The organism is Pseudomonas baetica (assembly GCF_019733355.1).
GTDB classification, from domain to species: domain Bacteria; phylum Pseudomonadota; class Gammaproteobacteria; order Pseudomonadales; family Pseudomonadaceae; genus Aquipseudomonas; species Aquipseudomonas baetica_A.
This window is the reverse complement of sequence record NZ_JAIHLQ010000012.1, coordinates 99,935-126,189: the sequence shown is the minus strand read 5'-3', so window position 1 is coordinate 126,189 and position 26,255 is coordinate 99,935. Positions and strand designations below refer to the sequence as shown.

At 60.2% G+C, this 26,255-nt stretch carries 20 protein-coding genes; 13 read left to right on the top strand and 7 right to left on the bottom strand.

Features of this window, described 5'->3' with window-relative positions:
• The first annotated feature begins 719 nt into the window (after positions 1-719).
• The 3 genes from K5E40_RS13345 (at position 720) to K5E40_RS13335 (ending at position 7,474) form a co-directional block, all read left to right on the top strand.
• Positions 720-4,172 (top strand): GMC oxidoreductase, encoded by a 3,453-nt coding sequence (locus K5E40_RS13345; protein ID WP_221731164.1) that lies wholly within the window; start codon positions 720-722, stop codon positions 4,170-4,172.
• A gap of 163 nt (positions 4,173-4,335) precedes the next feature.
• Positions 4,336-6,204 (top strand): hypothetical protein, encoded by a 1,869-nt coding sequence (locus K5E40_RS13340; protein ID WP_221731163.1) that lies wholly within the window; start codon positions 4,336-4,338, stop codon positions 6,202-6,204.
• A gap of 25 nt (positions 6,205-6,229) precedes the next feature.
• Positions 6,230-7,474, top strand: a complete 1,245-nt coding sequence (locus K5E40_RS13335; protein ID WP_221731162.1) for a metallophosphoesterase — start codon at positions 6,230-6,232, stop codon at positions 7,472-7,474.
• A gap of 98 nt (positions 7,475-7,572) precedes the next feature.
• Here K5E40_RS13335 and gbcA read toward each other — a convergent pair whose 3' ends face one another.
• Positions 7,573-8,868 carry a glycine-betaine demethylase subunit GbcA gene (gbcA, locus tag K5E40_RS13330; protein WP_221731161.1) on the bottom strand — a complete coding sequence of 432 codons (1,296 nt, stop codon included), beginning with the start codon at positions 8,866-8,868 and terminating at the stop codon, positions 7,573-7,575.
• A gap of 283 nt (positions 8,869-9,151) precedes the next feature.
• Here gbcA and gbcB point away from each other — a divergent pair, with 283 nt between their 5' ends.
• Complete coding sequence (gene gbcB, locus K5E40_RS13325) at positions 9,152-10,252, top strand: glycine-betaine demethylase subunit GbcB (RefSeq protein WP_221731160.1); 1,101 nt, start codon at positions 9,152-9,154, stop codon at positions 10,250-10,252.
• Between the two features lie 120 nt (positions 10,253-10,372).
• Here gbcB and K5E40_RS13320 read toward each other — a convergent pair whose 3' ends face one another.
• Both K5E40_RS13320 and K5E40_RS13315 read right to left on the bottom strand, forming a co-directional pair.
• Positions 10,373-11,197: an NAD(P)-dependent oxidoreductase gene (locus K5E40_RS13320; protein WP_221731159.1), complete on the bottom strand. Its 825-nt coding sequence runs from the start codon at positions 11,195-11,197 to the stop codon at positions 10,373-10,375.
• A 207-nt stretch (positions 11,198-11,404) separates the two neighbouring features.
• Entirely contained in the window at positions 11,405-12,445 is a 1,041-nt protein-coding gene (locus tag K5E40_RS13315) for a low specificity L-threonine aldolase (protein ID WP_221731158.1), read from the bottom strand.
• 128 nt (positions 12,446-12,573) lie between these two features.
• Between K5E40_RS13315 and K5E40_RS13310 the strand changes: the two genes are divergently transcribed.
• From K5E40_RS13310 to fdhA, 8 genes are all read left to right on the top strand, one after another.
• The gene (locus tag K5E40_RS13310; RefSeq protein WP_221731157.1) at positions 12,574-13,284 is read left to right on the top strand and encodes a TraX family protein; all 711 of its coding nucleotides are present in this window, start codon (positions 12,574-12,576) and stop codon (positions 13,282-13,284) included.
• 275 nt (positions 13,285-13,559) lie between these two features.
• Positions 13,560-14,813, top strand: a complete 1,254-nt coding sequence (gene glyA / locus K5E40_RS13305; protein WP_221731156.1) for a serine hydroxymethyltransferase — start codon at positions 13,560-13,562, stop codon at positions 14,811-14,813.
• A gap of 20 nt (positions 14,814-14,833) precedes the next feature.
• Positions 14,834-16,084, top strand: a complete 1,251-nt coding sequence (locus K5E40_RS13300) for a sarcosine oxidase subunit beta (protein ID WP_221731155.1) — start codon at positions 14,834-14,836, stop codon at positions 16,082-16,084.
• A gap of 14 nt (positions 16,085-16,098) precedes the next feature.
• On the top strand, positions 16,099-16,428 hold the full coding sequence (locus K5E40_RS13295; RefSeq protein WP_221731154.1) for a sarcosine oxidase subunit delta: 330 nt from the start codon (positions 16,099-16,101) through the stop codon (positions 16,426-16,428).
• Positions 16,425-19,442 carry a sarcosine oxidase subunit alpha gene (locus K5E40_RS13290; protein WP_221731153.1) on the top strand — a complete coding sequence of 1,006 codons (3,018 nt, stop codon included), beginning with the start codon at positions 16,425-16,427 and terminating at the stop codon, positions 19,440-19,442. Before K5E40_RS13295 ends, K5E40_RS13290 begins: the two co-directional genes overlap by 4 nt.
• 193 nt (positions 19,443-19,635) lie before the next feature.
• A complete protein-coding gene (locus K5E40_RS13285; protein ID WP_064589553.1) occupies positions 19,636-20,268 on the top strand; it encodes a sarcosine oxidase subunit gamma in 633 nt (210 codons plus the stop codon).
• An 11-nt stretch (positions 20,269-20,279) separates the two neighbouring features.
• Entirely contained in the window at positions 20,280-21,137 is an 858-nt protein-coding gene (purU, locus tag K5E40_RS13280) for a formyltetrahydrofolate deformylase (RefSeq protein ID WP_221731152.1), read from the top strand.
• A gap of 200 nt (positions 21,138-21,337) precedes the next feature.
• On the top strand, positions 21,338-22,537 hold the full coding sequence (gene fdhA / locus K5E40_RS13275; RefSeq protein ID WP_042561444.1) for a formaldehyde dehydrogenase, glutathione-independent: 1,200 nt from the start codon (positions 21,338-21,340) through the stop codon (positions 22,535-22,537).
• Positions 22,538-22,599: 62 nt separating this feature from the next.
• Here fdhA and K5E40_RS13270 read toward each other — a convergent pair whose 3' ends face one another.
• The 3 genes from K5E40_RS13270 to K5E40_RS13260 all read right to left on the bottom strand — a co-directional run bounded on the left by K5E40_RS13270 (position 22,600) and on the right by K5E40_RS13260 (position 24,386).
• Positions 22,600-22,911 carry a hypothetical protein gene (locus K5E40_RS13270; protein ID WP_221731151.1) on the bottom strand — a complete coding sequence of 104 codons (312 nt, stop codon included), beginning with the start codon at positions 22,909-22,911 and terminating at the stop codon, positions 22,600-22,602.
• Positions 22,912-23,079: 168 nt separating this feature from the next.
• Positions 23,080-23,754, bottom strand: a complete 675-nt coding sequence (locus tag K5E40_RS13265) for an anti-sigma factor domain-containing protein (RefSeq protein ID WP_221731150.1) — start codon at positions 23,752-23,754, stop codon at positions 23,080-23,082.
• Positions 23,751-24,386, bottom strand: a complete 636-nt coding sequence (locus tag K5E40_RS13260) for a sigma-70 family RNA polymerase sigma factor (RefSeq protein WP_221731149.1) — start codon at positions 24,384-24,386, stop codon at positions 23,751-23,753. Before K5E40_RS13260 ends, K5E40_RS13265 begins: the two co-directional genes overlap by 4 nt.
• A gap of 148 nt (positions 24,387-24,534) precedes the next feature.
• Between K5E40_RS13260 and K5E40_RS13255 the strand changes: the two genes are divergently transcribed.
• Positions 24,535-25,092 (top strand): DUF2780 domain-containing protein, encoded by a 558-nt coding sequence (locus K5E40_RS13255; RefSeq protein WP_221731148.1) that lies wholly within the window; start codon positions 24,535-24,537, stop codon positions 25,090-25,092.
• Position 25,093: 1 nt separating this feature from the next.
• Here the strand turns inward: K5E40_RS13255 and K5E40_RS13250 are convergent, their stop codons facing one another.
• Positions 25,094-25,981: an acyltransferase gene (locus K5E40_RS13250; protein WP_221731147.1), complete on the bottom strand. Its 888-nt coding sequence runs from the start codon at positions 25,979-25,981 to the stop codon at positions 25,094-25,096.
• Between the last annotated feature and the right edge of the window lie 274 nt (positions 25,982-26,255).

Sequence of the window (26,255 nt, the reverse complement as noted above, 5' to 3'; positions counted from 1 at the left end):
TCAAAAAACAGTCAATTCATCTGTTTCCACGGAAAACTCTCCCGTAAACCTTAAATTCACACAGCCTCCAGCGCTTTTCCACAGACCGGGCAAAGTTACCCCCGAACTCTGTTGGCGCTTCTGTGGATAACGTGTTCGCCATCCTCTACAGGCCATTAAAACCGTGGCTTACAAAGATGTGATCAAAAAACACTCAATCTGTTGCGCAAACCGTCGTTCTGGATAAGTCACGATATTTCTTCGCCAATCAGCCAGTTATTTTTCCAGTCATCCACAGTTGTCCCCATTTGCTGTGGGTGGCTATGTGGATAACTTGTTCGCTAAACCCTGTAAGCCCCACCGGCTATAGTCCAAATAGCTATTGATCAGATTTCATACAGGTCTAAGCCGTTGCCTTGACTTCGATCCGGCCCCTGTCTTCACTTTGATGGCACAAGGACAGCGACTACTTATCCACATCTGGTTCAGGGAGAACGCCTGATGGATAGCCATCCCCATCGATCAGCCCACACCCCCCGCAAGTTCTGCGCGCCAGTGCCGCCTTCGCTGCGAAAGCGTTCGGCGCGTCTTGCTGCCATTCAGCGCGCTCAGTTGTAGCCGTTAAATCTGCCCAAACCGCTGTGCTGTCGCCGGGTTAGCCCGGAGGCCAGGTGCCCGTTCGCCCATTGATTGCAGGCAACCGCAGAGTTGCCCCATCTGCCTGAGAGAGGAACCACCACATGACACGGATCGCAACGCCCATCAGCGAGATCAAGGAACACTACGACGTCATTGTCATTGGCTCCGGTTATGGCGGCGGCATTGCTGCGTCGCGCCTGTCCCGGGCTGGTAAACGTGTGTGTTTGCTGGAACGCGGTCGGGAGATTCAGCCCGGCGAATACCCCAACACCATGATTGCCGCCACCGAAGAATTGCAGGTGCATGATCCCGACGGCCACATTGGCTCGCGCACCGGATTGTTCGACCTGCATGTCAATGCTCAGCAAAACGTTGTGGTCGGTTGCGGCCTCGGCGGTACTTCGCTGATCAACGCCAATGTGGCCCTGGAGCCGGAGCCCGGCGTGTTCGATGATCCGCGCTGGCCACAGGCAGTGCGTGAACACCGCGACACGCTGCTCAAGGACGGCTACGCCCGTGCCCGGGAAATGCTCAAACCCAATCCTTATCCGGACACTGCACCCAATCTGCCCAAGCTCGACGCCAACAAAAAGTCCGCGGAGTACCTCAAGCAAGGCGCGCATTTCTACAAGCCGCCGATCAACGTGACCTTCGACAAACTGCCGAACAACCTCAACCACGTCGGCGTCGAACAACTGCCGTGCAACCACTGCGGTGACTGCGTCTCGGGCTGTAACAACAAGGCCAAGAACACCACGCTGATGAACTATCTGCCGGACGCCTGGAACCACGGCGCGGAGATTTTCTGTCAGGCCCAAGTGCGGCATCTGGAGCGTGACGGTGACGGCTGGATCGTGCACTTCCAGTATCTGGACAGCGGCCGTGAGAAATTCTCGGCGCCGACATTGTTCGTGAAGGCTGACATTGTGGTGGTGTCCGCCGGCACGCTGGGCTCCACTGAGCTTCTTCTGCGCTCTCGGGACAAAGGCCTGGTGATGTCCGGCCAGCTCGGCGAGAACATGAGCGGCAATGGCGACATCCTTGGCTTCGGCCACAACTGTGAGCAGACCATCAACGGCATCGGTTTCGGCGCGCACCCGGCCAAGGAGTTGCACCCGGTCGGCCCGTGCATCACCTCGATCATCGACATGCGCACCGAGGGCGACTGGCGCAGCCGCATGGTCATTGAGGAAGGCTCGATCCCCGGTGCTCTCGGCCGGCCAATGGTGCCGAGCATGGCCGGGTTCGCCGAGATGATCGGCGTGGCCACCGACGACAGTTTCAGTGGCAAGGTGAAATACAAGGAACGCGAGGCCGAAAGCTTCCTGCGCGGCCCGTATTACGGCGCGCTGCACAACATGCAGACCTACCTGATCATGAGCCACGACAGTGGCCAGGGGCGGATGGTGCTGGATAACAAGGATCAGTTGCGCATCGACTGGCCGGGCGTCGGCGAGCAGGAAAACTTCAAACTTGGCAATGATCGGCTGTATCAGAGCACCAAGGCGCTGGGCGGCATCTGGGTGGAGAATCCGATCTGGACCAAGCTGCTCAAGCACAGCATCGTCTCAGTGCATCCACTGGGCGGTTGCGTGATGGGCGAGGACGCCGGGCAAGGCGTGGTCAACCACAAGGGCCAGGTGTTCAGCGGCGCTAGTGGCACCGACGTGTACGCCAATCTGTACGTGACTGACGGTGCGGTGATTCCGACCTCGCTGGCGGTCAATCCGTTGCTGACCATCTCCGCCGTCAGTGAACGCAATATGGGCTTGCTCGCCGCTGACCGTGGCTGGCAGATCGATTACACGCTGCCATCCGCACCGAGCAAACAGGTCGCGCCGCCGACCCTTGGCGTGCAGTTTACCGAAACCATGAAGGGCTATTTCTCCCGGGCGTTCACTGCTGCGCAAAGCACCGATCTGAAAGTCTATGAAGCGGCGGCCAAACGCGGCGAGGCAGACAATTCGCCGATCGACTTCACCCTGACCATCACCGCCAACGACCTCAATCGGATGATCAAGGAGCCGGAACACGCCGCGACCATTGTCGGTACGGTCAATGCCTCGGCGCTGTCGCCACAGCCGCTGACCGCAAGCAACGGCGTGTTCAACCTGTTCGAACAATTCGAGGAGCAGGTCGATACGCGCCACATGAAGTACGACATGAAACTGACCGCCGAAGACGGCAGCGAATACTTCTTCAGCGCGTTCAAAACCGTGCCGGAAGACAACGGCGTGCTGAACATCTGGCACGACACCAGCACCCTCTATGTGACGTTGTATCGCGGGCCTGACAAGTCGGGCGAGGTGATCGGCTCCGGGGTGATGCACATCCATCCGACCGATTTCGCCAAGCAGATGACCACCATGAAAGTGCTCAACGCGCGCAACGAGCGCGAGCGCATTGAAGGGCTGGCGCGCTTTGGCAAGTTCTTCGCAGGCATTCTCTGGGAGAGTTATGGCGGGGTGTTTGCCGGTGATATCTACTTCAACCCCGACGCGCCACCACGGCTGAAACGGCCGCTGGATGCGCCATCCCCGGCGGTGCATTTCTTCCCCACCGAGGATGGCGTCGAACTGCGCCTGACTCGCTATCAGGCCGGCAGTAAAGGCCCGGTAATGCTGGTGCATGGTTTGGGTGTGGGTTCGAACATCTTTTCCACCGACACCATTCAGACCAACCTGCTCGAATATCTGTGCAAGCACGATTACGACGTCTGGCTGCTGGATTTTCGCGTGAGCATTCTGCTGCCGGCGAGCAAGAAGGAATGGAACGGCGACCAGATCGCCCAGTACGACTTCAAGGCTGCGATTGCGCAGATTCAACAGCAAACCGCTGCCAAAGACGTGCAATGCGTGGTGCATTGCTATGGCGCGACGACGTTTTTCATGTCGCTGCTGGCCGGGTTGCAGGGTGTGCGCTCGGTAGTCTGTTCGCAGATTGCCGCCGACACGGTGGTTGCCACCGCAACGGGGTTGAAGGCCGGGCTGCACCTGCCGGGGATGCTTGACGCCGTCGGCATCAAATCGATGACGGCTTACGCCGACAGCAAGGAGAACTGGTTCAACAGGCTCTACGACAAGGCCCTCAACGGCTACGCACGGATCGAAGCCCAGGGCTATTGCACCAACCCGGTGTGCCACCGCATCACCTTTATGTACGCGTCGCTGTACCGCCACGACACCCTCAACGAAACCCTGCACGACAACCTGCACGAACTGTTCGGCGAATCGAATATCGAGACCTTCGAGCATCTGGCGCTGATCGTGCGCAAAGGGCATCTGGTGGATTTCAAAGGCAACGATGTGTACATGCCGCACTTTGATCGGTTGACCATGCCGATCTGCTTTATCAGCGGTGCCGACAACCAGTGTTATTTGCCGCAAAGCACGCTCAAGACCTATCAGCGCTTGTGTGACCTGCACGGGCCGGATCGCTATAGCCGGCAGGTCGTGCCGGGCTACGGCCACATCGACTGCATGTTCGGCAAGAACGCGGTGGTTGATGTGTATCCGATCATCCTTGAACACCTGGAGAAAACGGCCCTGGGTTGACTTGAAACCGAGTCGACTGCATCGCTGGCAAGCCAGCTCCCACATTGGGTGGTGCCAGGCACAGATCCTGTGCACACCTCTAGACCCTGTGGGAGCTAGCTTGCCAGCGATAGCTGAAGGTCAGGCACTACATCTCTTGGGTCTGTACAAGGAAATGGATGACATGGACACCTACATCCGCTGGTTTCAACGCTTCATCTGGCTAGGCATTGCGATGAACATGGTGTTCGCGATCCCCGCGCTGTTCGCGCCGGGATTGCTGACATCGGTGGTCGGTTTGCCGCCGCAACTCTCCGATCCGTGGCTGGAAAACGCCGGGATGCTGTTGGTGGGCATCAGCGTGTTTTACATGCCGTCGGGGTTCAACGCGTCGCGTTACGTGGTGCATTCCTGGCTGTGCGTGCTGACGCGGCTGATCGCCGTGGTGTTCTGGATTTACCTGATCAACACCAGTATTCAGGGCTCGGTGTTTGTGCCGATGCTGATGGGCGATCTGAGTTTTTTCCTGATCCTCGGCGTTCTGCTGTACCTGGGTACCACGCCTGAGAATCGACCGCTGGCACTGCTCTGCGAGGGCTGGCGCCAATGGCGCGCCGCGTGGTCGCGACATTGGCAACGCCACAGTTTCAAGGTCGGCACCTTGGTGGTCGTGGCATTACTGGGTTTCATCGGTTACCAAACCTGGTATCAGATGCTGCGCGTGGTGCCAGAGCAGGAATACGCCTCCGACGAAGACCACTACAAATACGCTGCCATCGGCCTCGGCATCGAAGCGCGAATCCCGTATTACCTGTTCGCCGTGCTGCCGCAGATGTGCCCTGAGAAAATGCCCAAGCCCGGTGGCTGGGAAGTCTTCGGTTTTCTCTTCGAGAACGGTAAGGACCTGCCCATTGGCATGGCCAAGCGGCAGATCGGCTACCCGACCGTCGAGCCCAATTGCGCGCTGTGCCACACCGGGTCTTATCGCGCCAATGCCAGCGACGTCGCCGTCAATGTGCCGAGTGCGCCGGCCAATACCTTGCAACTGCAAGCGTTCCAGTGGTTTGCCTACGACTGCGCCAGCGATCCGACATTCACCACCGACGCGGTGATGGCGGCGATCAACAGCAAATTCCAGCTGGGCTTTTTCGAGAAGCTCTACAACCGTTACCTGATCATGCCGATGGCGAAAAGCGCCTTGCTCAAGCAGAAGCAGGCCTACGCCTGGCAGAAGCTGCGCCCGCCGCAAGGGCCGGGGCGCACCGATACGTTCAACCCGACGAAAATGGTGGTGTTCGGCTTCCCGGATGACTCAACCATCGGCACCGTCGACCTGCCGCAAGTGTGGAACCAGAAACCACGCGAATCGATGTACCTGCATTGGGACGGCAATAACAACAAGATCCACGAACGCAACTACGCTGCCGCGATGGCCGTGGGGGCGACAGCGGAATCGGTACTGCCACCCAGTTTCAACCGCGTGACCAACTGGCTGCTCGGCCACAAAGCCCCGGCGTGGCCGTGGGCGCTGGATCAGGCCAAGGTCGCGCAGGGCAAACCGGTCTGGGAGGCGAACTGTGCCGGTTGCCATGACTTCGGCCGTGCCGACACGGGTCAGGTCACCACCAACATCGATCAGCTCGGCACTGATCCGCATCGGCTGGACTCGTTCACCACCGGTCTGGTGGCGGCGTTCCATACCTTCAAAAAACCGCCATTTGACTTCGGCGCCTATCGCAAAACCCAGAGCTACAGCAACACGCCCACCGACGGTATCTGGCTGCGCGCGCCGTACCTGCATAACGGCTCGGTGCCGACCTTGTGGGACTTGCTGCAACCGCCGGAAAAACGTCCCCAGGTGTTCATCACCGGCTCCGACATTTACGACCCGGTCAACGTCGGTTTCGTCACCAGCGGCGCGCAGGCCAAGGCCTCGGCGGACTTCAAGTACGACACGCGGCTGGAGGGCAACCACAACAGCGGTCACCTGTATGGCACGACGCTGTCGGACGACGACAAGCGCGCGCTGATCGAATTCATGAAAACCCTGTGAACCCTTACGGAGAGAGGATTACGCCATGTCACTGGTCAGTCATTGGGAACACGAGTACGACAAGGTCAAAGTACGTATTCACGGCTTGGTCACCCGCATGGAAATGGCCTGGATGAAGCTCGTCAGCGAGCTTGAGCCGCATGAGTTCGAGGCCATCATCAAGCTGCTCCAGCGGGGGCACGATCAGGCGCAGTACGTGCTGAAAAACGGCGAGTTGCCGGACGACGAACCGGGCGTGCCCTGGGAGCTGTCTCACGGCTTGTCGATCTTGCGCATCGGCAACGCCGCGCCGTTGCCGCAGTCGAGCGATCAGCTGCAAACCCGAGTGCTCAAGGACGGCAGCCTGCTCGGTTGTCGCAAGTGGGAACTGCTCGATCTGCTGTGGAGCGAGGCGCTGCTCAAGTGGATCGAAAACCTGCGTCATCACGCGACATTCGGCACCGATCCGGCGGTAGTGCAGATGGAGCGCGACGTGACCCTGGCGATTGCCGGCGACTGGGGCACCGGCCCCTTCGACAGCCACGCGCCGGCGGTGTCGGTGGCCAACCAGATGCAACTGGCCCAGGCCGATTTCACCATCCATCTGGGCGATGTGTATTACGCCGGCAGCCACTCGCAGGAAGACGTCGACATGGCCGGATGGCCGATGGGCACCCATGGCTCATTCACCCTCAATTCCAACCACGAGATGTACAGCGGCGCCCACGGCTACTTCAAGGAACTCGCCAAGCGTTTTCCGGGGCAGCAGGGCACCAGTTATTTTGCGTTGATCAACGATGATTGGCTGGTGGTCGGACTCGACTCGGCGTACGCGTCTGAGGCATTGAACCTTTATATGGACGGCACCTTGAACGAGCCGCAAATCCAGTGGATGAAAGGCTTGCCGAAACGCAAAAAAATCATGGTGCTCAGCCATCATCAGGGTTTCGATATTTCCGGGCACAACAAGACCGCGCTGTATCAACCGGTGTGCGATGCGCTGGGGCGTGAGCCGGATTATTGGTATTGGGGGCATTTGCACAACGGCATCGTCTACGCGCAGCAGGGCGGCTTGCAGGCGCGATGTGCCGGGCACGGAGCGATACCTTATGGCAACGCCAGTGAACTGGACGGGCATTCTCGGGTGTTGTGGTCGGAGACTCAGGATGCGAACGATCCGGCGTATCCGCTGCGGGTGTTGAATGGGTACGCGAAGATCAGGTTGGTGGGGGAGGAGATTATTGAGGAGTTTATTGGTGAGGATGGGTCGGTGAGGTGGTCATCGAAGTGATTGGGTGACTGTGACGGCCCCTTCGCGAGCAAGCCCGCTCCCACAGTTTGAACGCATTCCAAAATGTGGGAGCGGGCTTGCTCGCGAAGCTGTTGCTGTTAGCCCTGAACCGGCACACCTTTGAGGTAAGGGGCTGGCTCGGCGCCGAGGTTGTTCAGCATGCGCTCGCTGTACCAATCGACGAAATTCACCACGCCAAATTCGTAGGTCTTCGAGTACGGCCCCGGCTGGTAAGCGGTGGAGTTGATCCCGCGCTGGTTCTCTTCGGCCAGACGGCGGTCCTGATCGTTGGTCGCGTCCCACACCTGACGCATGCGCTCGACGTTGTAATCCACGCCTTCGACCGCGTCCTTGTGCACCAGCCACTTGGTGGTGACCATGGTTTCCTGGGCGCTGATAGGCCACACGGTGAAGACGATGATGTGGTCGCCCATGCAGTGGTTCCACGAGTGCGGCAGGTGCAGGATGCGCATCGAGCCCAGATCCGGGTTCTTGATCCGGCCCATCAGTTTGGCGCAGCCCTGTTTGCCGTCGAGGGTCATCGACACGGTGCCCTTGAGAAGCGGCATGCGCACGATGCGGTTACGCAGGCCGAAACTGGCATGGGCGTAAGGGATCTTCTCGGCTTCCCAGGCAGCGGCGGAGGCAGCGACGTGATCCTTGAACGCCTGATCGGCGCGTGGGTCGGTGACGTCGTCCCATTCGAGCAGGGTTTTCAGCAGTTCGGGGTGCGAGGCGTTGCAGTGGTAGCACTCGCGGTTGTTTTCCAGTACCAGTTTCCAGTTGGCCTTTTCCATCAAGGTGGTGGTGATCGCCACCTTGGTGTTCTCCATGTCGTACGGTTCCATGTAGTGGTTCAACGTCGACAGGAAGTCATCGATGGCCGGCGGGTTTTCCGCCAGGCTGATAAAGATGTAACCGCCGGCCGTCTTCACGTTCACCGGTTTGAGGCCGTACTGCTTCATGTCGAAGTCGGCGCCCATTTCGGTGCCGGCGAACAGCAGGCGACCGTCCAGCTCATAGGTCCACTGGTGGTAGTGGCAGACCAGTTTGGCCACCTTGCCCTTTTCGCTGGTGCACAGGCGCGAGCCACGGTGGCGGCAGACGTTGTGGAAGGCATGCACCACGCCTTCGGCGCCACGAATGACGATGATCGGGTTCTTGCCGACCTGCAGGGTCAGGTAGTTGCCCTTGGCCGGGATTTCGCAGGTCATGCCAGCGATCAGCCACTCTTTCTGGAAGATTTCCTGCATGTCGATATCGAACAGCCGCTCGTCGCTGTAGAACGGTTGCGGCAGCGAAAAGGTGCGCTCGCGTTCCTGCAACATCTGTGCGGTGGCCTTGCGTGCGGGTTCCAGTGGATCGCCCAAGCTCAGGGTAGTGGTGACGTCCATCGATATGTTCCTCATGGCCATCAGGGTGGCCGGCGAATAGTGGCTGATACGGTTACATCGCAAGGCGCAGAAAATCTGTGTTGATGTGGCGCTGAGTGTGGGCCCGGCGCAGGTCGCAACCTTATCCATGGGCGACATGGCGCAATCTGTTCCCGACGCGTATCCCCTAGTGATAGGGGGCTGGTTGCCATAAGTATGTCAATGTCGCGGATAGGTAAACGGGCCCTCTGCGCTATACGCAGAATCGCCACATGAAGGCCGACAGTCGGCCGTGGAGAACAGCATGTCCAACAGCTTCCTGAATCCGGTCACCACTCAGACCTGGGCCAATGGCCGACACATCGTCCGTTGCGTCAAAGTCATCCAGGAAACCTGGGACGTGCGCACCTTCTGCTTCATGGCGGATCAGCCGATCCTGTTCTTCTTCAAGCCTGGGCAATTCGTCACCTTGGAGCTGGAAATCGAAGGCCAGCCAATCATGCGCTCGTACACCATTTCCAGTTCGCCGTCGGTGCCTTACAGCTTCTCGGTGACCATCAAACGGGTGCCGGGCGGCAAAGTGTCGAACTGGCTGCACGACAACCTGCATGAAGGTCAGGAGCTGGCGGTGCACGGGCCGGTCGGGCTGTTCAACGCCATCGATTTTCCGGGCCCGAAAGTGCTCTACCTCAGCGGCGGCGTCGGTATCACCCCGGTGATGTCGATGGCGCGCTGGTTCTACGACACCAACGCCAACGTCGACATGACGTTTATCCACAGCGCCCGCTCGCCCAAAGACATCATTTACCACCGCGAGCTGGAGCACATGGCGTCGCGGATCGACAACTTCAGTTTGCACCTGATCTGCGAGAAGCATGGTCTGGGCGAGCCGTGGGCCGGGTATCGCGGTTATCTGAACCACAAGATGCTCGAACTGATGGTCCCGGACTTCCTTGAGCGTGAGGTGTTCTGCTGCGGCCCGACGCCGTACATGAGCGCGGTCAAACGCTTGCTGGAAGCGGCCGGTTACGACATGGCGCGTTATCACGAGGAATCCTTCGGCGCCACGCCTCCCGAGGCCCGCGCCGACGCGGTGGAACAGGCCGAACAAGCCGCGGACGCACCGGAAATCGATGTGGCAGACCTGCATCAGGTGGAATTCACCGCGTCCGGCAAGAGCATTCGCGTGGCACCGGGCGAAACCGTGCACGCAGCGGCGGCCAAGCTTGGGCTGATGATTCCGAAAGCCTGCGGCATGGGGATTTGCGGGACGTGCAAGGTCATGAAGCTGGGCGGCGAAGTCGAGATGGACCACAACGGCGGGATCACCGAGGAAGACGAGGCCGAAGGGTTTATCTTGTCGTGCTGCAGCGTGCCCAAAGGCGACGTGCGGATCGAATTCTAGATTTCACCGCAGTACAAATGTGGGAGCGGGCTTGTTCGCGAATGCGGTATGTCATTCAACACTGATGTTGACTGATTTGACGCCTTCGCGAGCACGCCCGCTCCCACAGGTGAGGGTGTTTCAATCCACGAACAGGTCGGGCATCAAAGCGGCGTCGCTGTCCGGCTCGAAACGGTAGTGGTCGAATTCAGTCGCGCCGTGCTCGCGCAAAATCTCTTCATCAATCAACAACCGCCCGCTGATCTGGCGTCCGCGGCTACTCAAAATCACATGCGCCGCATCCGCCATGATCGCCGGCGTCCGCGCATGCTTGAACGACTCCCGACTGCCCAACTGAAATTCGATGGCCGCCGTGGCGATCATGGTCTGCGGCCACAGCGAATTGACGCTGATGCCGTCATTGGCGAATTCCTCACTCATGCCCAGCGTCAGCATGCTCATGCCGTATTTGGTCACGGTGTAGGGGCTGTATTGGGCGAACCACTTGCTCGCCAGATTCAGCGGCGGTGACAGATTGAGAATGTGTCCGGCGGATTTTTTCAGATAGGGCAGGGCGGCTTGGCTGCACAACAGCACCGCGCGGGTGTTGATCTGGTGCATCAGGTCGAAGCGCTTGAGTTCGATGTGTCGCACGCCGGTCAACTTGATCGCCCCGGCGTTGTTCACCAGTGCATCGATGCCGCCGAAATGCTCATTGGCCTGCGCGAGCGCTTTGCGCACAGCCTCTTCTTCACGCACATCCACTTGCAGGGCCAGAGCCTTTCCGCCGGCGGCTTCGACCTCCGCAGCCACACTGTGGATGGTGCCGGGCAACTTGGGATGCGGTTCGGCGCTTTTCGCCGCAATGACGATATTGGCCCCGTCCCTGGCGGCGCGCAGCGCAATCTCACGCCCAATGCCACGGCTGGCGCCGGTGATGAACAGGGTTTTGCCTTGTAGCGACATGCCGATGCTCCTGCTTATTGTTGTGTGAGCGGAGGCTCGACAGACAATGTAGACCAAGTCTTCAGGTGCGAATGAGGAGGGGCGATTGGATTGGGCGAGCTTTTGTGGGAGCGAGCCTTCTCGCGAAAGCGGCATGTCAGCCGACTTCTATGTCGGATGTGCCGGCCTCTTCGCGAGCAGGCTCGCTCCCACAGGGGAGGGGAGCTATCAGGCGGACATGACTTCGCGGATATCACGGGCCAGCTCACGCACGCGTTCTTCTTCGGTGTCCCACGAGCACATGAAGCGTGCGCCGCCCTTGCCGATGAAGGTGTAGAAACGCCAGTTTTTTGCGGTCAACGCCGCAATCGCCGGTTCCGACAGTTGCAGGAACACGCCGTTGGCCTGCACCGGGAACATCAACTCCACGCCGGGAATATCGCTGACCAGCTCGGCCAGCAACTGCGCGCAGTGGTTGGCGTGGCGCGCGTATTTGAGCCAAGCGTCGTTTTCGAGGATGCCGACCCACGGCGCCGACAGGAAGCGCATTTTCGACGCCAGTTGTCCGGCCTGTTTGCAGCGGTAGTCGAAGTCTTCGGCCAGTTTGTGGTTGAAGAACAGAATCGCCTCACCCACGGCCATGCCGTTTTTCGTGCCGCCGAAGCACAGCACATCAACACCGGCCTTCCAGGTCAGATCCGCCGGCGAGCAGCCGAGGAATGCACAGGCATTGGAGAAGCGTGCGCCGTCCATGTGCAGGTGCAGGCCCAGTTCTTTGCAAGTCGCGCTGATGGCGCGGACTTCTTGCGGGGTGTAGACGCTGCCGACTTCGGTGGCTTGGGTCAGTGTGACCACGCGCGGTTTGGGGTAGTGAATGTCCTGGCGCTTGAGCGCGACTTCGCGGATCGATTCCGGGGTGATCTTGCCGTTTTCGGTACGGGCGATCAGCAGTTTCGAGCCGTTGGAGAAGAATTCCGGGGCGCCGCATTCGTCGGTTTCGACGTGGGCGGTTTCCGAGCAGATCACGCTGTGGTAACTCTGGCACAGCGACGACAGCGCCAGCGAGTTGGCGGCGGTGCCGTTGAAGGCGAAGAACACTTCGCAGTCGGTTTCGAACAGATTGCGGAAATGGTCGGCGGCTCGCGCTGTCCATTCATCGTCGCCGTAAGCGCGTTGGTGGCCGTGGTTGGCCTGTTCCATGGCAGCCCAGGCTTCAGGGCAGATGCCGGAATAGTTGTCGCTGGCGAATTGTTGGCTCTTGTCGGTCATGGCCGGCTTCCGTGATCGAAGCGCTTTTGACGCTTCGTTGGTCAATGAGGGTTGCGCACTTTACCGAAGATCATCCGGGGAGCACACGGGATGTCGCTGTCAGAACTTTACAAGGACACGGGCCGATTATGCACCTGAGTCAACGTGACGGCGCGCTGGATCTGCTCAAGTGGTTAGCGCTTGCAAGCATGCTGCTCGATCATCTGCGATATGTCGGGATCAGCGTCGATTGGCTTTACGTGCCGGGGCGGCTGGCGTTTGCGTGGTTCTGTCTGGCGATGGCGGCGAATCTTGCCCGTGATGGTGTGCGCAAGACCGAATGGCGCTATCTGGGGTGGTTGCTGTTGTTCAGTGCCATCAGCGAAATTCCCTATCGGCTGTACATTCCGGATCCCGACACCTTGAACGTGATGCCGACGCTGGCGCTGGGTTTGCTGGTGGCGCGGGGCTGGCAGGATGGAGCGTTGGTTTCGCGACTGCTCGGCGCCGCGAGTCTGCTGCTCGCCGCGCTGTTCTCGGAGCGACTGATGTTCGGTTTGTTCGGGGTGTTATTGCCGTTGGCGATGCTGCTGGTGATTCGTCGTCAATGGTATTTCAACCTGTTGCCGGGGCTGGTGTGTCTGGCGGCGAATCAATGGCAGGTGCTGTTCGAGTCGGCGCAGTTTGGCAACAGCGTGGCGATCCTCGGTCTTGTCACTTGCCTGATTGCGCCATGGCTGGGGATGCTCCTGTTGCGACATGCCCAAACTTGCCAGCCCCCGCCGATGCGCCGCTGGGCTTACGCCCTCTATCCTGCGCATTTTCTTCTGCTGCTCGCCATTCGTGCGGCCTACACATAACCCCTGTGGGAGCGGGCTTGCTCGCGAAAGCGTTGTATCTGACGGCATTGGTGTCGACTGACACTGCGCCTTCGCGAGCAAGCCCGCTCCCACAGGGGGGCTGTGCAGGTTTGAGGATAGTGTTTTCAACGACATTTCCCGCCATGTCGTAAACGCACCTTTGCGTGGCGTCCGTAGGCATTTGAGCTGTCTGCGCCGGTCATACCATCGCATCAAAGGGCACGCCGGTGCCTGACCGAGACGAATGGCGCACCGCCGCCGCTGGGAGAGACGCGATGTTCAGCAAGCAAGACCAGATCCAGGGTTACGACGATGCACTGCTGGCGGCGATGAATGCCGAGGAGCAACGTCAGGAAGATCACATCGAGCTGATCGCGTCGGAGAACTACACCAGCAAACGCGTGATGCAAGCCCAGGGCAGCGGCCTCACCAACAAGTACGCCGAAGGTTATCCGGGCAAGCGCTACTACGGCGGCTGCGAGCATGTGGATAAAGTCGAAGCGCTGGCCATCGAACGCGCCAAGCAACTGTTTGGCGCTGATTACGCCAACGTCCAGCCGCACTCCGGTTCCTCGGCCAACAGCGCCGTGTATCTGGCGCTGATCCAGCCGGGCGACACCATTCTGGGCATGAGCCTGGCCCACGGCGGTCACCTGACCCACGGCGCCAAAGTGTCGTCCTCGGGCAAGCTGTACAACGCCGTGCAGTACGGCATCGACACCAAGACTGGTTTGATCGATTACGACGAAGTCGAGCGCCTGGCCGTTGAGTGCCAGCCGAAGATGATCGTGGCCGGTTTCTCGGCTTACTCCAAGACCCTGGATTTCCCGCGTTTCCGCCAGATCGCCGACAAGGTCGGGGCGCTGTTGTTTGTCGACATGGCCCACGTCGCCGGTCTGGTTGCCGCTGGCCTGTACCCGAACCCGCTGCCGTTCGCTGACGTGGTCACCACCACCACCCACAAAACCCTGCGCGGTCCGCGTGGCGGGCTGATCCTGGCCAAGTCCAACGAAGAGATCGAGAAGAAGCTCAACTCTGCGGTGTTCCCCGGCGCCCAGGGCGGCCCGCTGATGCACGTCATCGCCGGTAAAGCCGTGTGCTTCAAGGAAGCGCTGGAGCCGGGCTTCAAGGCTTATCAGCAGCAAGTGATCGACAACGCCCAGGCGATGGCGAGCGTATTTATCAAACGTGGCTACGATGTAGTGTCCGGCGGCACCGACAATCATCTGTTTCTGGTCAGCCTGATCCGTCAGGGCCTGACCGGCAAAGACGCCGACGCCGCCCTCGGCCGTGCCCACATCACCGTCAACAAGAACGCCGTGCCGAACGACCCGCAGTCGCCGTTTGTCACCTCGGGCCTGCGCATCGGCACCCCGGCGGTGACCACGCGCGGCTTCAAGGTGACTCAGTGTGTAACGCTGGCCGGCTGGATCTGCGACATCCTCGACAACCTCGGCGATGCCGACGTCGAGGCCAATGTCGCCCAGCAGGTTGCGGCCCTGTGCGCAGACTTCCCGGTTTATCGCTGAGCGTTCTGGAGTAAATGACTATGCAACGCTATTCGGGCTTCGGCCTCTTCAAACACTCCCTCAGCCACCACGAAAACTGGCAGCGCATGTGGCGCACGCCCACGCCGAAAAAGGTTTACGACGTGGTCATCGTCGGCGGCGGCGGGCACGGTCTGGCGACGGCCTACTATCTGGCGAAAGAGCACGGCATCACCAACGTGGCCGTGGTCGAAAAAGGCTGGCTGGGCGGCGGTAACACCGCGCGCAACACCACCATCGTGCGCTCCAACTACCTGTGGGACGAGTCGGCGCACCTGTACGAACATGCGATGAAATTGTGGGAAGGTCTGTCGCAAGACCTGAACTACAACGTGATGTTCTCCCAGCGTGGCGTCTACAACCTGTGCCACACCCTGCAGGACATCCGCGATTCCGAACGTCGGGTCAGCGCCAACCGCCTCAACGGCGTCGATGGCGAACTGCTCAACGCCAAGCAAGTGGCTGACGAGATTCCGTACCTCGACTGCACGAAAAACACGCGCTACCCGGTGCTGGGCGCGACCGTCCAGCGTCGCGGCGGCGTCGCCCGTCACGATGCCGTGGCCTGGGGGTTTGCCCGTGCCGCCGACGCCCTCGGTGTGGACTTGATCCAGCAGACCGAAGTGATCGGCTTTCGCAAGGAAAACGGCGTGTGCATCGGCGTCGAAACCAACAAAGGCTTCATCGGCGCCAAGCGTGTCGGTGTGGTGACGGCCGGTAATTCCGGACACATGGCGAAACTGGCCGGTTTCCGTCTGCCGATCGAATCCCACCCGCTGCAAGCGCTGGTGTCCGAGCCGATCAAACCGATTATCGACAGCGTGATCATGTCCAACGCCGTACACGGTTACATCAGCCAGTCCGACAAGGGCGATCTGGTAATCGGCGCCGGTATCGACGGCTACAACGGCTACGGCCAGCGTGGTTCGTACCCGGTGATCGAGCACACCATTCAAGCCATCGTCGAGATGTTCCCGGTGCTGTCGCGGGTGCGCATGAACCGCCAGTGGGGCGGCATCGTCGACACCACCCCGGACGCCTGCCCGATCATTTCGAAAACCCCGGTACCGAACATGTTCTTCAACTGCGGTTGGGGCACCGGTGGCTTCAAGGCCACACCTGGCTCGGGCAACGTGTTTGCCGCGAGCCTGGCCAAGGGTGAAATGCACCCATTGGCTGCACCGTTTTCCATCGACCGTTTCCACAACGGCGCACTCATCGACGAACACGGCGCTGCTGCCGTCGCCCACTAACAGGAGAAATCCCCATGTTGCATATCTTCTGTCCTCACTGCGGCGAACTGCGCTCCGAAGAGGAATTCCACGCATCCGGTCAGGCGCACATCCCGCGCCCGCTCGATCCGGCCAACTGCTCGGATGAGGAGTGGGGCGACTACATGTTTTTCCGCGATAACCCGCGCGGTCTGCACCATGAGCTGTGGGATCACGTCGCCGGTTGCCGCCAGTATTTCAACGCCACCCGCGACACCGTGACCTACGAGATTCTCGAAACCTACAAGATCGGCACCAAGCCGCAATTCACCGACAAGGCTGACCCTGCAAAAACAGCCACGACGGCGCTGGGAGAGAAGGTATGAGCCAGACCAATCGCCTGTCCAATGGTGGACGGATCGACCGCAACAAAGTGCTGAGCTTCACCTTCAACGGTCAGACCTACAAAGGCTTCGAGGGTGACTCGCTGGCCGCTGCGCTGATCGCCAATGGCGTCGACATCATTGGCCGCAGCTTCAAGTATTCGCGTCCACGGGGCATTTTCGCTGCCGGTGCCGAAGAGCCAAACGCCGTGCTGCAGATCGGTGCGACCGAAGCCACGCAGATCCCCAACGTGCGCGCCACACAACAGGCGCTGTATCAGGGCCTGGTCGCCACCAGCACCAACGGTTGGCCCAACGTCAACAACGACATGATGGGGATTCTCGGCAAGGTCGGCGGCAAGCTGATGCCGCCGGGTTTCTACTACAAAACCTTCATGTACCCGCAATCGTTCTGGATGACGTACGAGAAGTACATCCGTAAGGCTGCCGGTTTGGGCCGTTCGCCGACCGAAGTCGATCCGGACACCTACGACTACATGAACCAGCACTGCGACGTGCTGATCGTCGGCGCTGGCCCTGCGGGTCTGGCCGCTGCATTGGCGGCTGCGCGCAGTGGTGCTCGGGTGATTCTGGCTGACGAGCAGGAAGAGTTCGGCGGCAGCCTGCTCGATTCCCGCGAAAGCCTGGACGGCAAGCCGGCGATGGATTGGGTTGCCAGCGTCATCGCTGAACTGAAGGACACCCCGGACGTGCTGCTGTTGCCGCGCGCCACGGTCAACGGTTACCACGACCACAACTTCCTGACCATTCACGAACGCCTCACCGATCACCTCGGTGACCGCGCGCCAATCGGCCAGGTGCGTCAGCGCATCCACCGCGTTCGTGCCAAGCGTGTGGTGCTGGCGACCGGCGCTTGCGAGCGTCCGCTGGTCTACGGCAACAACGACGTGCCGGGCAACATGCTCGCCGGTGCGGTCTCGACTTACGTGCGCCGTTACGGCGTGGCGCCGGGCAAGAAATTGGTGCTGTCGACCAATAACGATCACGCCTATCGCGTGGCGCTGGATTGGCTCGACGCCAGCCTGCAAGTGGTGGCTATCGCCGATGCCCGCAGCAATCCGCGCGGTGCGCTGGTGGAAGAAGCCCGCGCCAAAGGCATCCGCATCCTCACCGGCAGCGCCGTGATTGAGGCCCGTGGCAGCAAGCGCGTGACCGCTGCCCGCGTCGCCGCGATTGATGTGAAGGCGCACGCCGTGACCAGCCCGGGCGAATGGCTCGACTGCGATGTGGTCGCCAGTTCCGGCGGTTACAGCCCGGTGGTTCACTTGGCCTCGCACCTGGGCGGCAAGCCGACCTGGCGCGAAGACATCCTCGGTTTCATACCGGGCGAAGCACCGCAGAAACGCGTGTGCGTCGGTGGCATCAACGGCGTTTACGGTCTCGGCGATTCGCTGGCCGATGGTTTTGAAGGTGGCGTGCGCGCTGCCAGTGAAGCCGGTTTCGCGGCGGTCGAAGGCACGCTGCCCAAAGCCCTGAGCCGTCTCGAAGAGCCGACGCTGGCACTGTTCCAGGTGCCGCATGAGAAGGGCACGGCCCGTGCGCCGAAGCAATTCGTCGACCTGCAAAACGACGTCACCGCCGCCGCCATCGAACTGGCGACCCGCGAAGGTTTCGAGTCGGTCGAGCACGTCAAACGCTACACCGCGCTGGGCTTCGGCACCGATCAGGGCAAGCTCGGCAACGTCAACGGTCTGGCCATCGCCGCCCGTTCGCTGAATGTGACCATCCCGCAGATGGGCACCACGATGTTCCGTCCGAACTACACGCCGGTAACTTTCGGCGCCGTGGCCGGCCGTCACTGTGGGCACATCTTTGAACCAGTTCGCTATACCGCACTGCATGCGTGGCATGTGAAGAGCGGCGCCGAGTTCGAAGACGTCGGTCAGTGGAAGCGCCCTTGGTACTTCCCGAAAAACGGTGAAGACCTGCATGCAGCGGTGAAGCGCGAATGCAAAGCCGTGCGCGACAGCGTCGGCCTGCTCGACGCCTCGACCCTGGGCAAAATCGACATTCAAGGCCCGGATGCCCGCGAGTTCCTCAACCGCGTCTACACCAACGCCTGGACCAAGCTCGACGTGGGCAAGGCCCGTTATGGCCTGATGTGCAAAGAAGACGGCATGGTTTTCGACGACGGTGTGACGGCTTGCTTGGCGGACAATCATTTCGTCATGACCACCACCACTGGCGGCGCCGCGCGTGTCCTGCAATGGCTGGAGCTGTACCACCAGACCGAATGGCCGGACATGAAGGTGTATTTCACGTCCGTGACCGACCACTGGGCGACCATGACCCTGTCCGGCCCGAACAGCCGCAAGCTGCTCAGCGCCGTGACCGACATCGATCTGAGCAACGAAGGGTTTCCGTTCATGACCTGGAAAGAAGGTCTGGTCGGTGGTGTGCCGGCGCGGGTGTTCCGTATCTCGTTCACCGGTGAGCTGTCATACGAAGTCAACGTGCAGGCCGACTATGCGATGGGCGTGCTGGAGAAAATCGTCGAGGCCGGCAAACCGTACAACCTGACCCCGTACGGCACTGAAACCATGCACGTTCTGCGCGCCGAGAAAGGTTTCATCATCGTCGGCCAGGACACTGACGGCTCGATGACCCCGGACGACCTGAACATGGGCTGGTGCGTCGGTCGCACCAAACCGTTCTCGTGGATCGGCCAGCGCGGCATGAACCGTGAAGACTGCGTGCGTGATCAGCGCAAACAGTTGGTGGGCCTGAAACCGATCGACCCGAATGTGTGGCTGCCGGAAGGTGCTCAACTGGTGTTCAACACCAAGCAAGCGATCCCGATGACCATGGTCGGTCACGTGACCTCCAGTTATGCACACAACTCCCTCGGTTATTCGTTTGCCATGGGTGTGGTCAAGGGCGGTCTGAAGCGCATGGGCGAGCGGGTGTTTGCACCGCTGGCCGATGGCAGCGTGATCGAGGCGGAGATTGTTTCCTCGGTGTTCTTCGATCCGAAGGGTGATCGGCAGAATATTTGATGGTTCGGATCCTGTGGGGTGTCAGTGGGTGTGATTCGTCTGATCGATTCGCGAGCAAGCCCGCTCCCACAGGTACCGGATCGTTAATGGAATTTGTGTCAGGCATCAGTCCCCTGTGGGAGCGGGCTTGCTCGCGAAGGCGGCAGTCCAGCCACCACAAGGGCCGGACCAACAGAATTGATATAGGTGCTTTATGACCACAGCCAACGTGTACCAACAACGCCCGACCACCGGTGCCCGTGCCGAGTCGTCGCTGCATCATGCCGACCTCGCCAGCCTGGTCGGCAAGGGCCGCAAGAACGCCGGCGTGATCGTGCGTGAGAAAAAACTCCTCGGCCACCTGACCCTTCGTGGCGATGGCCACGATGCTGCTTTCGCCGCCGGTGTGCACAAAGCCCTGGGCATCGAATTGCCCGGCGCCCTGAGCGTCATCGTCAAAGGTGAAACCAGTCTGCAATGGATGGGCCCGGATGAATGGCTGCTGATCGTGCCCAGCGGTGAAGAGTTCGCTGCCGAGCAAAAGCTGCGTGAAGCGCTGGGCGATCTGCACATCGCCATCGTCAACGTCAGCGGCGGCCAGCAAGTGCTCGAACTGAGCGGTCCGAATGTGCGTCAGGTCCTGATGAAATCCACCAGCTACGACGTGCATCCGAATAACTTCCCGGTCGGTAAAGCGGTCGGCACGGTGTTCGCCAAATCGCAGTTGATGATCCGTCATACCGCTGAAGACACCTGGGAACTGCTGATCCGCCGCAGCTTTTCGGATTACTGGTGGTTGTGGTTGCAGGATGCATCGGCCGAGTACGGCCTCAGCGTCCAAGCCTAGGAGACAAAACGATGAGCCGCGCCCCAGACACATGGATTCTGACCGCCGACTGCCCCAGCGTTCTCGGCACTGTGGACGCGGTGACGCGTTTTCTGTTCGAGCAGGGTTGCTACGTCACCGAGCACCATTCCTTCGATGACCGGCTCTCGGGCCGCTTTTTCATTCGCGTGGAATTCCGCCAGCCTGACGGTTTCGACGAACAATCCTTTCGCGCCGGCCTCGGCGAGCGTGGTCAGGCCTTCGGCATGATCTTCGAGCTCACCGCGCCGAACTACCGGCCAAAAGTGGTGATCATGGTCTCCAAGGCCGATCACTGTCTTAACGACTTGCTCTACCGCCAGCGTATCGGCCAGTTGTCGATGGACGTGGCGGCGGTGGTGTCCAATCACCCGGACCTCAAGCCGTTGGCCGACTGGCACCAGATTCCCTACTACCATTTCCCCCTCGACCCCAACGACAAGCCGTCGCAGGAGCGTCAGGTGTGGCAGGTGATCGAAGAGTCCGGCGCTGAGCTGGTGATCCTCGCCCGCTACATGCAGGTACTGTCGCCGGAGTTGTGCCGCAAGCTTGATGGCAAGGCGATCAACATTCATCACTCGCTGCTGCCGGGCTTCAAGGGCGCCAAGCCGTATCACCAGGCCTATAACAAAGGCGTGAAACTGGTGGGGGCGACGGCGCATTACATCAATAACGATCTGGATGAAGGGCCGATCATCGCCCAGGGCGTTGAGGCGGTGGATCACAGTCATTACCCGGAAGATCTGATTGCCAAGGGGCGGGATATCGAGGGCCTGACGTTGGCCCGGGCCGTTGGTTATCACATTGAGCGCAGGGTGTTTCTCAACGCCAATCGCACGGTCGTTCTCTAAATCGCCATCGCTGGCAAGCCAGCTCCCACAGGGATTTGTGTCGTATACAAAATCTGAATCCAGCCCGAATCCTGTGGGAGCTGGCTTGCCAGCGATGAGGCCATAACAGGCAACACAACAATCAGCATCTGTACCCGAGCACTTAACGCGCTGCCTGCCTGGGCAACGCGGTTCCATAAAAACAACAGCGAGGTGAAAGCATGTCTGGCAATCGTGGTGTGGTGTATCTCGGCGCTGGCAAGGTCGAAGTACAGAAAATCGACTATCCGAAAATGCAGGACCCGCGCGGTCGCAAGATCGAGCACGGGGTCATTCTCAAAGTGGTTTCCACCAATATCTGCGGCTCCGACCAGCACATGGTGCGCGGCCGTACCACGGCGCAGACCGGTTTGGTGCTGGGCCACGAGATCACCGGTGAGGTGATCGAAAAAGGTTCCGACGTCGAAAACCTGAAAATCGGTGATCTGGTTTCCGTACCGTTCAACGTGGCTTGCGGGCGCTGCCGTTCCTGCAAAGAGCAACACACGGGCGTCTGCCTGACCGTCAACCCGGCCCGTGCCGGCGGCGCCTATGGCTATGTCGACATGGGCGACTGGACCGGTGGCCAGGCCGAATACGTGCTGGTGCCGTACGCCGACTTCAACCTGCTGAAACTGCCGGATCGCGACAAAGCCATGGAGAAAATCCGTGACCTGACCTGCCTCTCCGACATTCTGCCGACCGGTTATCACGGCGCAGTCACTGCCGGCGTTGGCCCGGGCAGCACCGTTTACATTGCCGGCGCCGGCCCGGTGGGTCTGGCCGCTGCCGCTTCGGCACGTTTGCTGGGCGCTGCGGTGGTGATCGTCGGTGACGTCAACACCATCCGTCTGGCCCACGCCAAGGCGCAGGGTTTCGAAATCGTCGACCTGTCCAAAGACACGCCGCTGCACGAACAGATCGCGGCACTGCTGGGCGAACCGGAAGTCGATTGCGCGGTGGACTGCGTCGGCTTCGAAGCACGCGGCCACGGCCATGACGGCGTGAAATCCGAAGCGCCGGCCACCGTGCTCAACTCGCTGATGGGCGTGGTGCGCGTAGCGGGCAAGATCGGTATTCCCGGTCTGTACGTGACCGAAGATCCGGGCGCCGTGGACGCTGCCGCGAAAATGGGCAGCCTGAGCATCCGCTTCGGTCTGGGCTGGGCCAAATCCCACAGCTTCCACACCGGCCAGACCCCGGTGATGAAGTACAACCGCCAACTGATGCAGGCGATCATGTGGGACCGCATCAACATTGCCGAAGTGGTCGGCGTGCAAGTCATCAGCCTTGATCAGGCGCCGGAAGGGTACGGCGAGTTCGATGCCGGCGTGCCGAAGAAGTTTGTGATTGATCCGCACAAGTTGTTTAGTGCGGCGTAAGTTATTACCAATAAAAAAGGGCAACCCGTCGGGTTGCCTTTTTTATTGGTGAATCAAACGGGCTATTTAAATTCGCATTTGCTGGCGTCACCGTCAGTGGTTGCACAATCATCCGCTTTCCAATTGCTTCCAGTGCCTTTGACCGGTGTGCCGTTCCGGTAACCAGCCGAGGCACCGAGGTCGTCCTTGCCTTCATATCGGCAAATGACAACTGAATTGGGAGTGTCTTTGTCTTTCAGGCGTGCAGAGGTGAAGGTGAGATCTTCGGCATCCTGAGAGTGGGTCACTGAGAGAGTCGGGCAAGTAGCGGCATAAACAGTGCTCATCATGGCCAGACTGAGCAAAACGCCGGCGGTCATTTTCAGCTTCATCATTTGTACTCCGTTACATAAAGGGAGCAGAAATGGTCGCTTTGATAATGCTTGCCGCCAACTGTCAGATCTGACAGGTATCTAGTTTGATTTGAAATAAAGGTGCCAGGTAATCGGCCATAAATGGCTTAAACAGATCGCAGCCTTCGGACGTTCTTTTGATCTTGGCAATTAGAGGGCTGCCAAAGCACCCTGATAAAGCACCGGCCCCGTCGGCTGCCCGGTCGGCGAACCACCCTTGGGCTCCAGACTCACCGCCAGCGCTATCGGCTTGCCGATCAACACCTTCTGCGCCTCGCTCAACTCAACCTTGCCTTTGCCTCCCGCCGGGATCACCCCCAGCGAGATCGGTTTGCCATCGGCCGCAATTGCCCACAGTTCCAGGCTGCGATCCGCATCAATTGCCGCCAATGTCAGCGGTTCGACTTGCAGGTAATCGGCATGCGCCTGGACCTTCAACGCCGGTTGCGCGTCGGCGCTCAGAAGGGTCGCGGTGTAGCGGGTGTCGTCGCGGTTGTACAGGGAGCCGAGCAATACCAACACTACCAGTGAACAGGCCGCGGCGCTGACGCGCAGCCAGTTCCAGAAAGGCCGCTTCTCGGGTACATGCAGCACTTGTGGCTCGATCCGCGCGGTGATGCCGTGCCACACGCGGTCAGGCACCGGATGTTCCGGCAGCGCTTCGGTCAAAGAAACCAGGCGTTCCTGCCATTGCGCCAGTTCAGCCCGCAGTGCCGCGTCATCGAGCAGCAACTGTTCAAAACGTCGCCGCGCCGCCGAGCCCATCAAACCAATGGCGTAATCGGCGGCGAGGGCGCGGCGCAGGGCTGGGGTCTGGTAGTTCATGATTCAAGGCACCGGCGCAGGCGTTCCATGCCACGGCGAATCCACGATTTCACCGTGCCCAGCGGCGTGGCCAGGTGTTCGGCCAGCTCCGTGCAGGACAAACCCTGAAAATAGGCGACGCTGATTGACTGACGTTGCATGCCGTCGAGGCTGTCCAGGCAGCGGTTCAAGGCGTGAGCTTCGCGGGCGCTGCTCAATTGGTCGTGTGCTGAAGGACTTTCGTCCGCCAGCGCGTCCTGTTCGACATCGCTCAGCGGCCGGTCGCGGTGTTTGCGCAACTGGTCGATGGCTTGGTTGCGAGTGATGTTGATCATCCAGGTCATCGGCGCCGACAGGTGCGCTTCGTAGCGCGAGGCGTTGTTCCAGATGCGCACGAAGCTTTCCTGCAGCACCTCTTCCGCCAGATCGGTGCGGCCCATAAACCGCAGGGCCACGCCGTGCAGGCGCGGGCCGACGCTGCGGTACAGGGTTTCGAAGGCGCGACGGTTGCCCAGTGAACACTGGGCCAACAGGTGTCGCAACTGATCGGTGTCGGCGAGGGAAATGACGTCTCTCCAGGCAAAGGTTCGGCGACGAGGGTGAATATCGGGCTGTTCACAGGCTAGTTCAGCGACAGCGGTTATGCCATTCATCGCGATCATTCCAGGGTTTCACGATCTGTATACGTGGCTATGCTGAAAATGGATGCGCTGGCTTGGAACATGCCGGCGGATGCCCGGTCAAACCGGCAGTTTTACCGTTCATTGACGGGCGGTTTTCACAGCGCAAGAGGATGTCTGAATGAAGATTTCACGCGGTATTGCCATGGCTTCGCTGATGACCCTTGCGGCCAGCCCGGTGTTTGCCGGTTTCAGCCTGGACGATGTGACCAAGGCCGCTTCGAGCATGCAGGGCGGCAACGCTGCCACCGCCGCTGCGCCGACCTCGGAAACGGCCGGTTTGCTGCAAGCCGTCACCGGTCTGGGGGTTACCCCTCAGCAAGCCGTCGGCGGCACGAGCGCCATGCTTGGCTTGGCCAAGAACCAATTGAGCAGCACCGATTATTCGCAGTTGGCCAAAGAAGTACCGGGCATCGACAAGCTGTCGGGCGGTAGCGGCAACCTGGCGGCGTTGAGCGGGTTGCTGGGCTCCTCGGGCAAGTCAGCCGGTCTGGAAAACGCACTGGGCAACGTCAAGAACACCAGCGATCTGAACAACGCCTTCGGCGCCTTGGGCATGGACAGCGGGATGATCGGCCAGTTTGCCCCGGTGCTCCTCAAATACCTCGGTGATCAAGGTGTCGGTGGCCCGCTCCTGCAGAGCCTGGGCAGCATCTGGGGCGCGGGCACCGGTAGCTGATTCAGCGGCGCGCGTTTTTCAGTTCGCCAATGCGCTGATCCTTCTCGTTCCAGAGTTGGTTGACCCAGCTCTGGACCTTCTGGCGAAACACCGGATCGTTTTCGTAATCGCCCTGCCACAGCGCCGGGTCGAGTTCGCGGGTCTTGATGTCGATGATCACCTTCGGCACGTTGCCGCTGATCAAGTCCCAGAAGCCCGGGATGTTTGGCTGTGGATAAACCACCGTCACATCGAGAATCGCATCCAGTTGCTCACCCAACGCCGCCAATACAAACGCCACGCCGCCTGCCTTGGGCTTGAGCAAATGCTTGAACGGTGAGTGCTGCTGCGCACTTTTCGCGCAGGTGTAGCGAGTGCCTTCCAGATAATTCACCACGGTGACCGGTTGGCGCTTGAACAGCTCGCAGGCCTGCCTGGTGATTTCCAGATCCTTGCCCGCCAGTTGCGGGTGTTTCGCCAGAAACGCCTTGGTGTAGCGCTTCATGAACGGGTAATCCAGCGCCCACCACGCCAGCCCCAGGAACGGCACCCAGATCAGCTCTTTCTTGAGGAAAAACTTGAAGAACGGCGTGCGCCGGTTGAGCGTCTGGATCAGCGCCGGAATATCCACCCACGACTGATGGTTGCTGACCACCAGATAAGAGGTGTCACCGCGCAGATCGTCGCCGCCGCGAATGTCCCATTGGGTGGGGATGCACAGGCGGAAAATCAGCTTGTCGATCTCGGCCCAGGTCTCGGCGATCCACATCACCGCCCACGACGCGTGATCGCGCCAGCGGCCGGGCGCCACCAGTTTGAGCAGGGCAAAGACCATCAACGGCCCGATCAGGATCAGGGTGTTGAGCAACAGCAGCAGGGTGACGAAACAGCCGGTGAGCAGGCGGCGCATAAGCAACTCTATGACGTTGGATGGGCGCGCCATGATAAGCAGCTTCGGGCGGCAGGCCAAATTTGCGCTGACGAATGTTTCACTTTTGTACCGGTATTGTGCGGGTTAAATGTGTATCGACTGTTCTGGCCTCTTCGCGAGCAAGCCCGCTCTCACATTTTGAAATGCGTTCCGCTTGTGGGCGCGGGCTTGCTCGCGAAGGCCGGTCAAGGCGAACGAATTCTTCAATGAGTGTCTAAAATCTCGCGTCTGCCGCCCTCATTTTTCAAGGAAG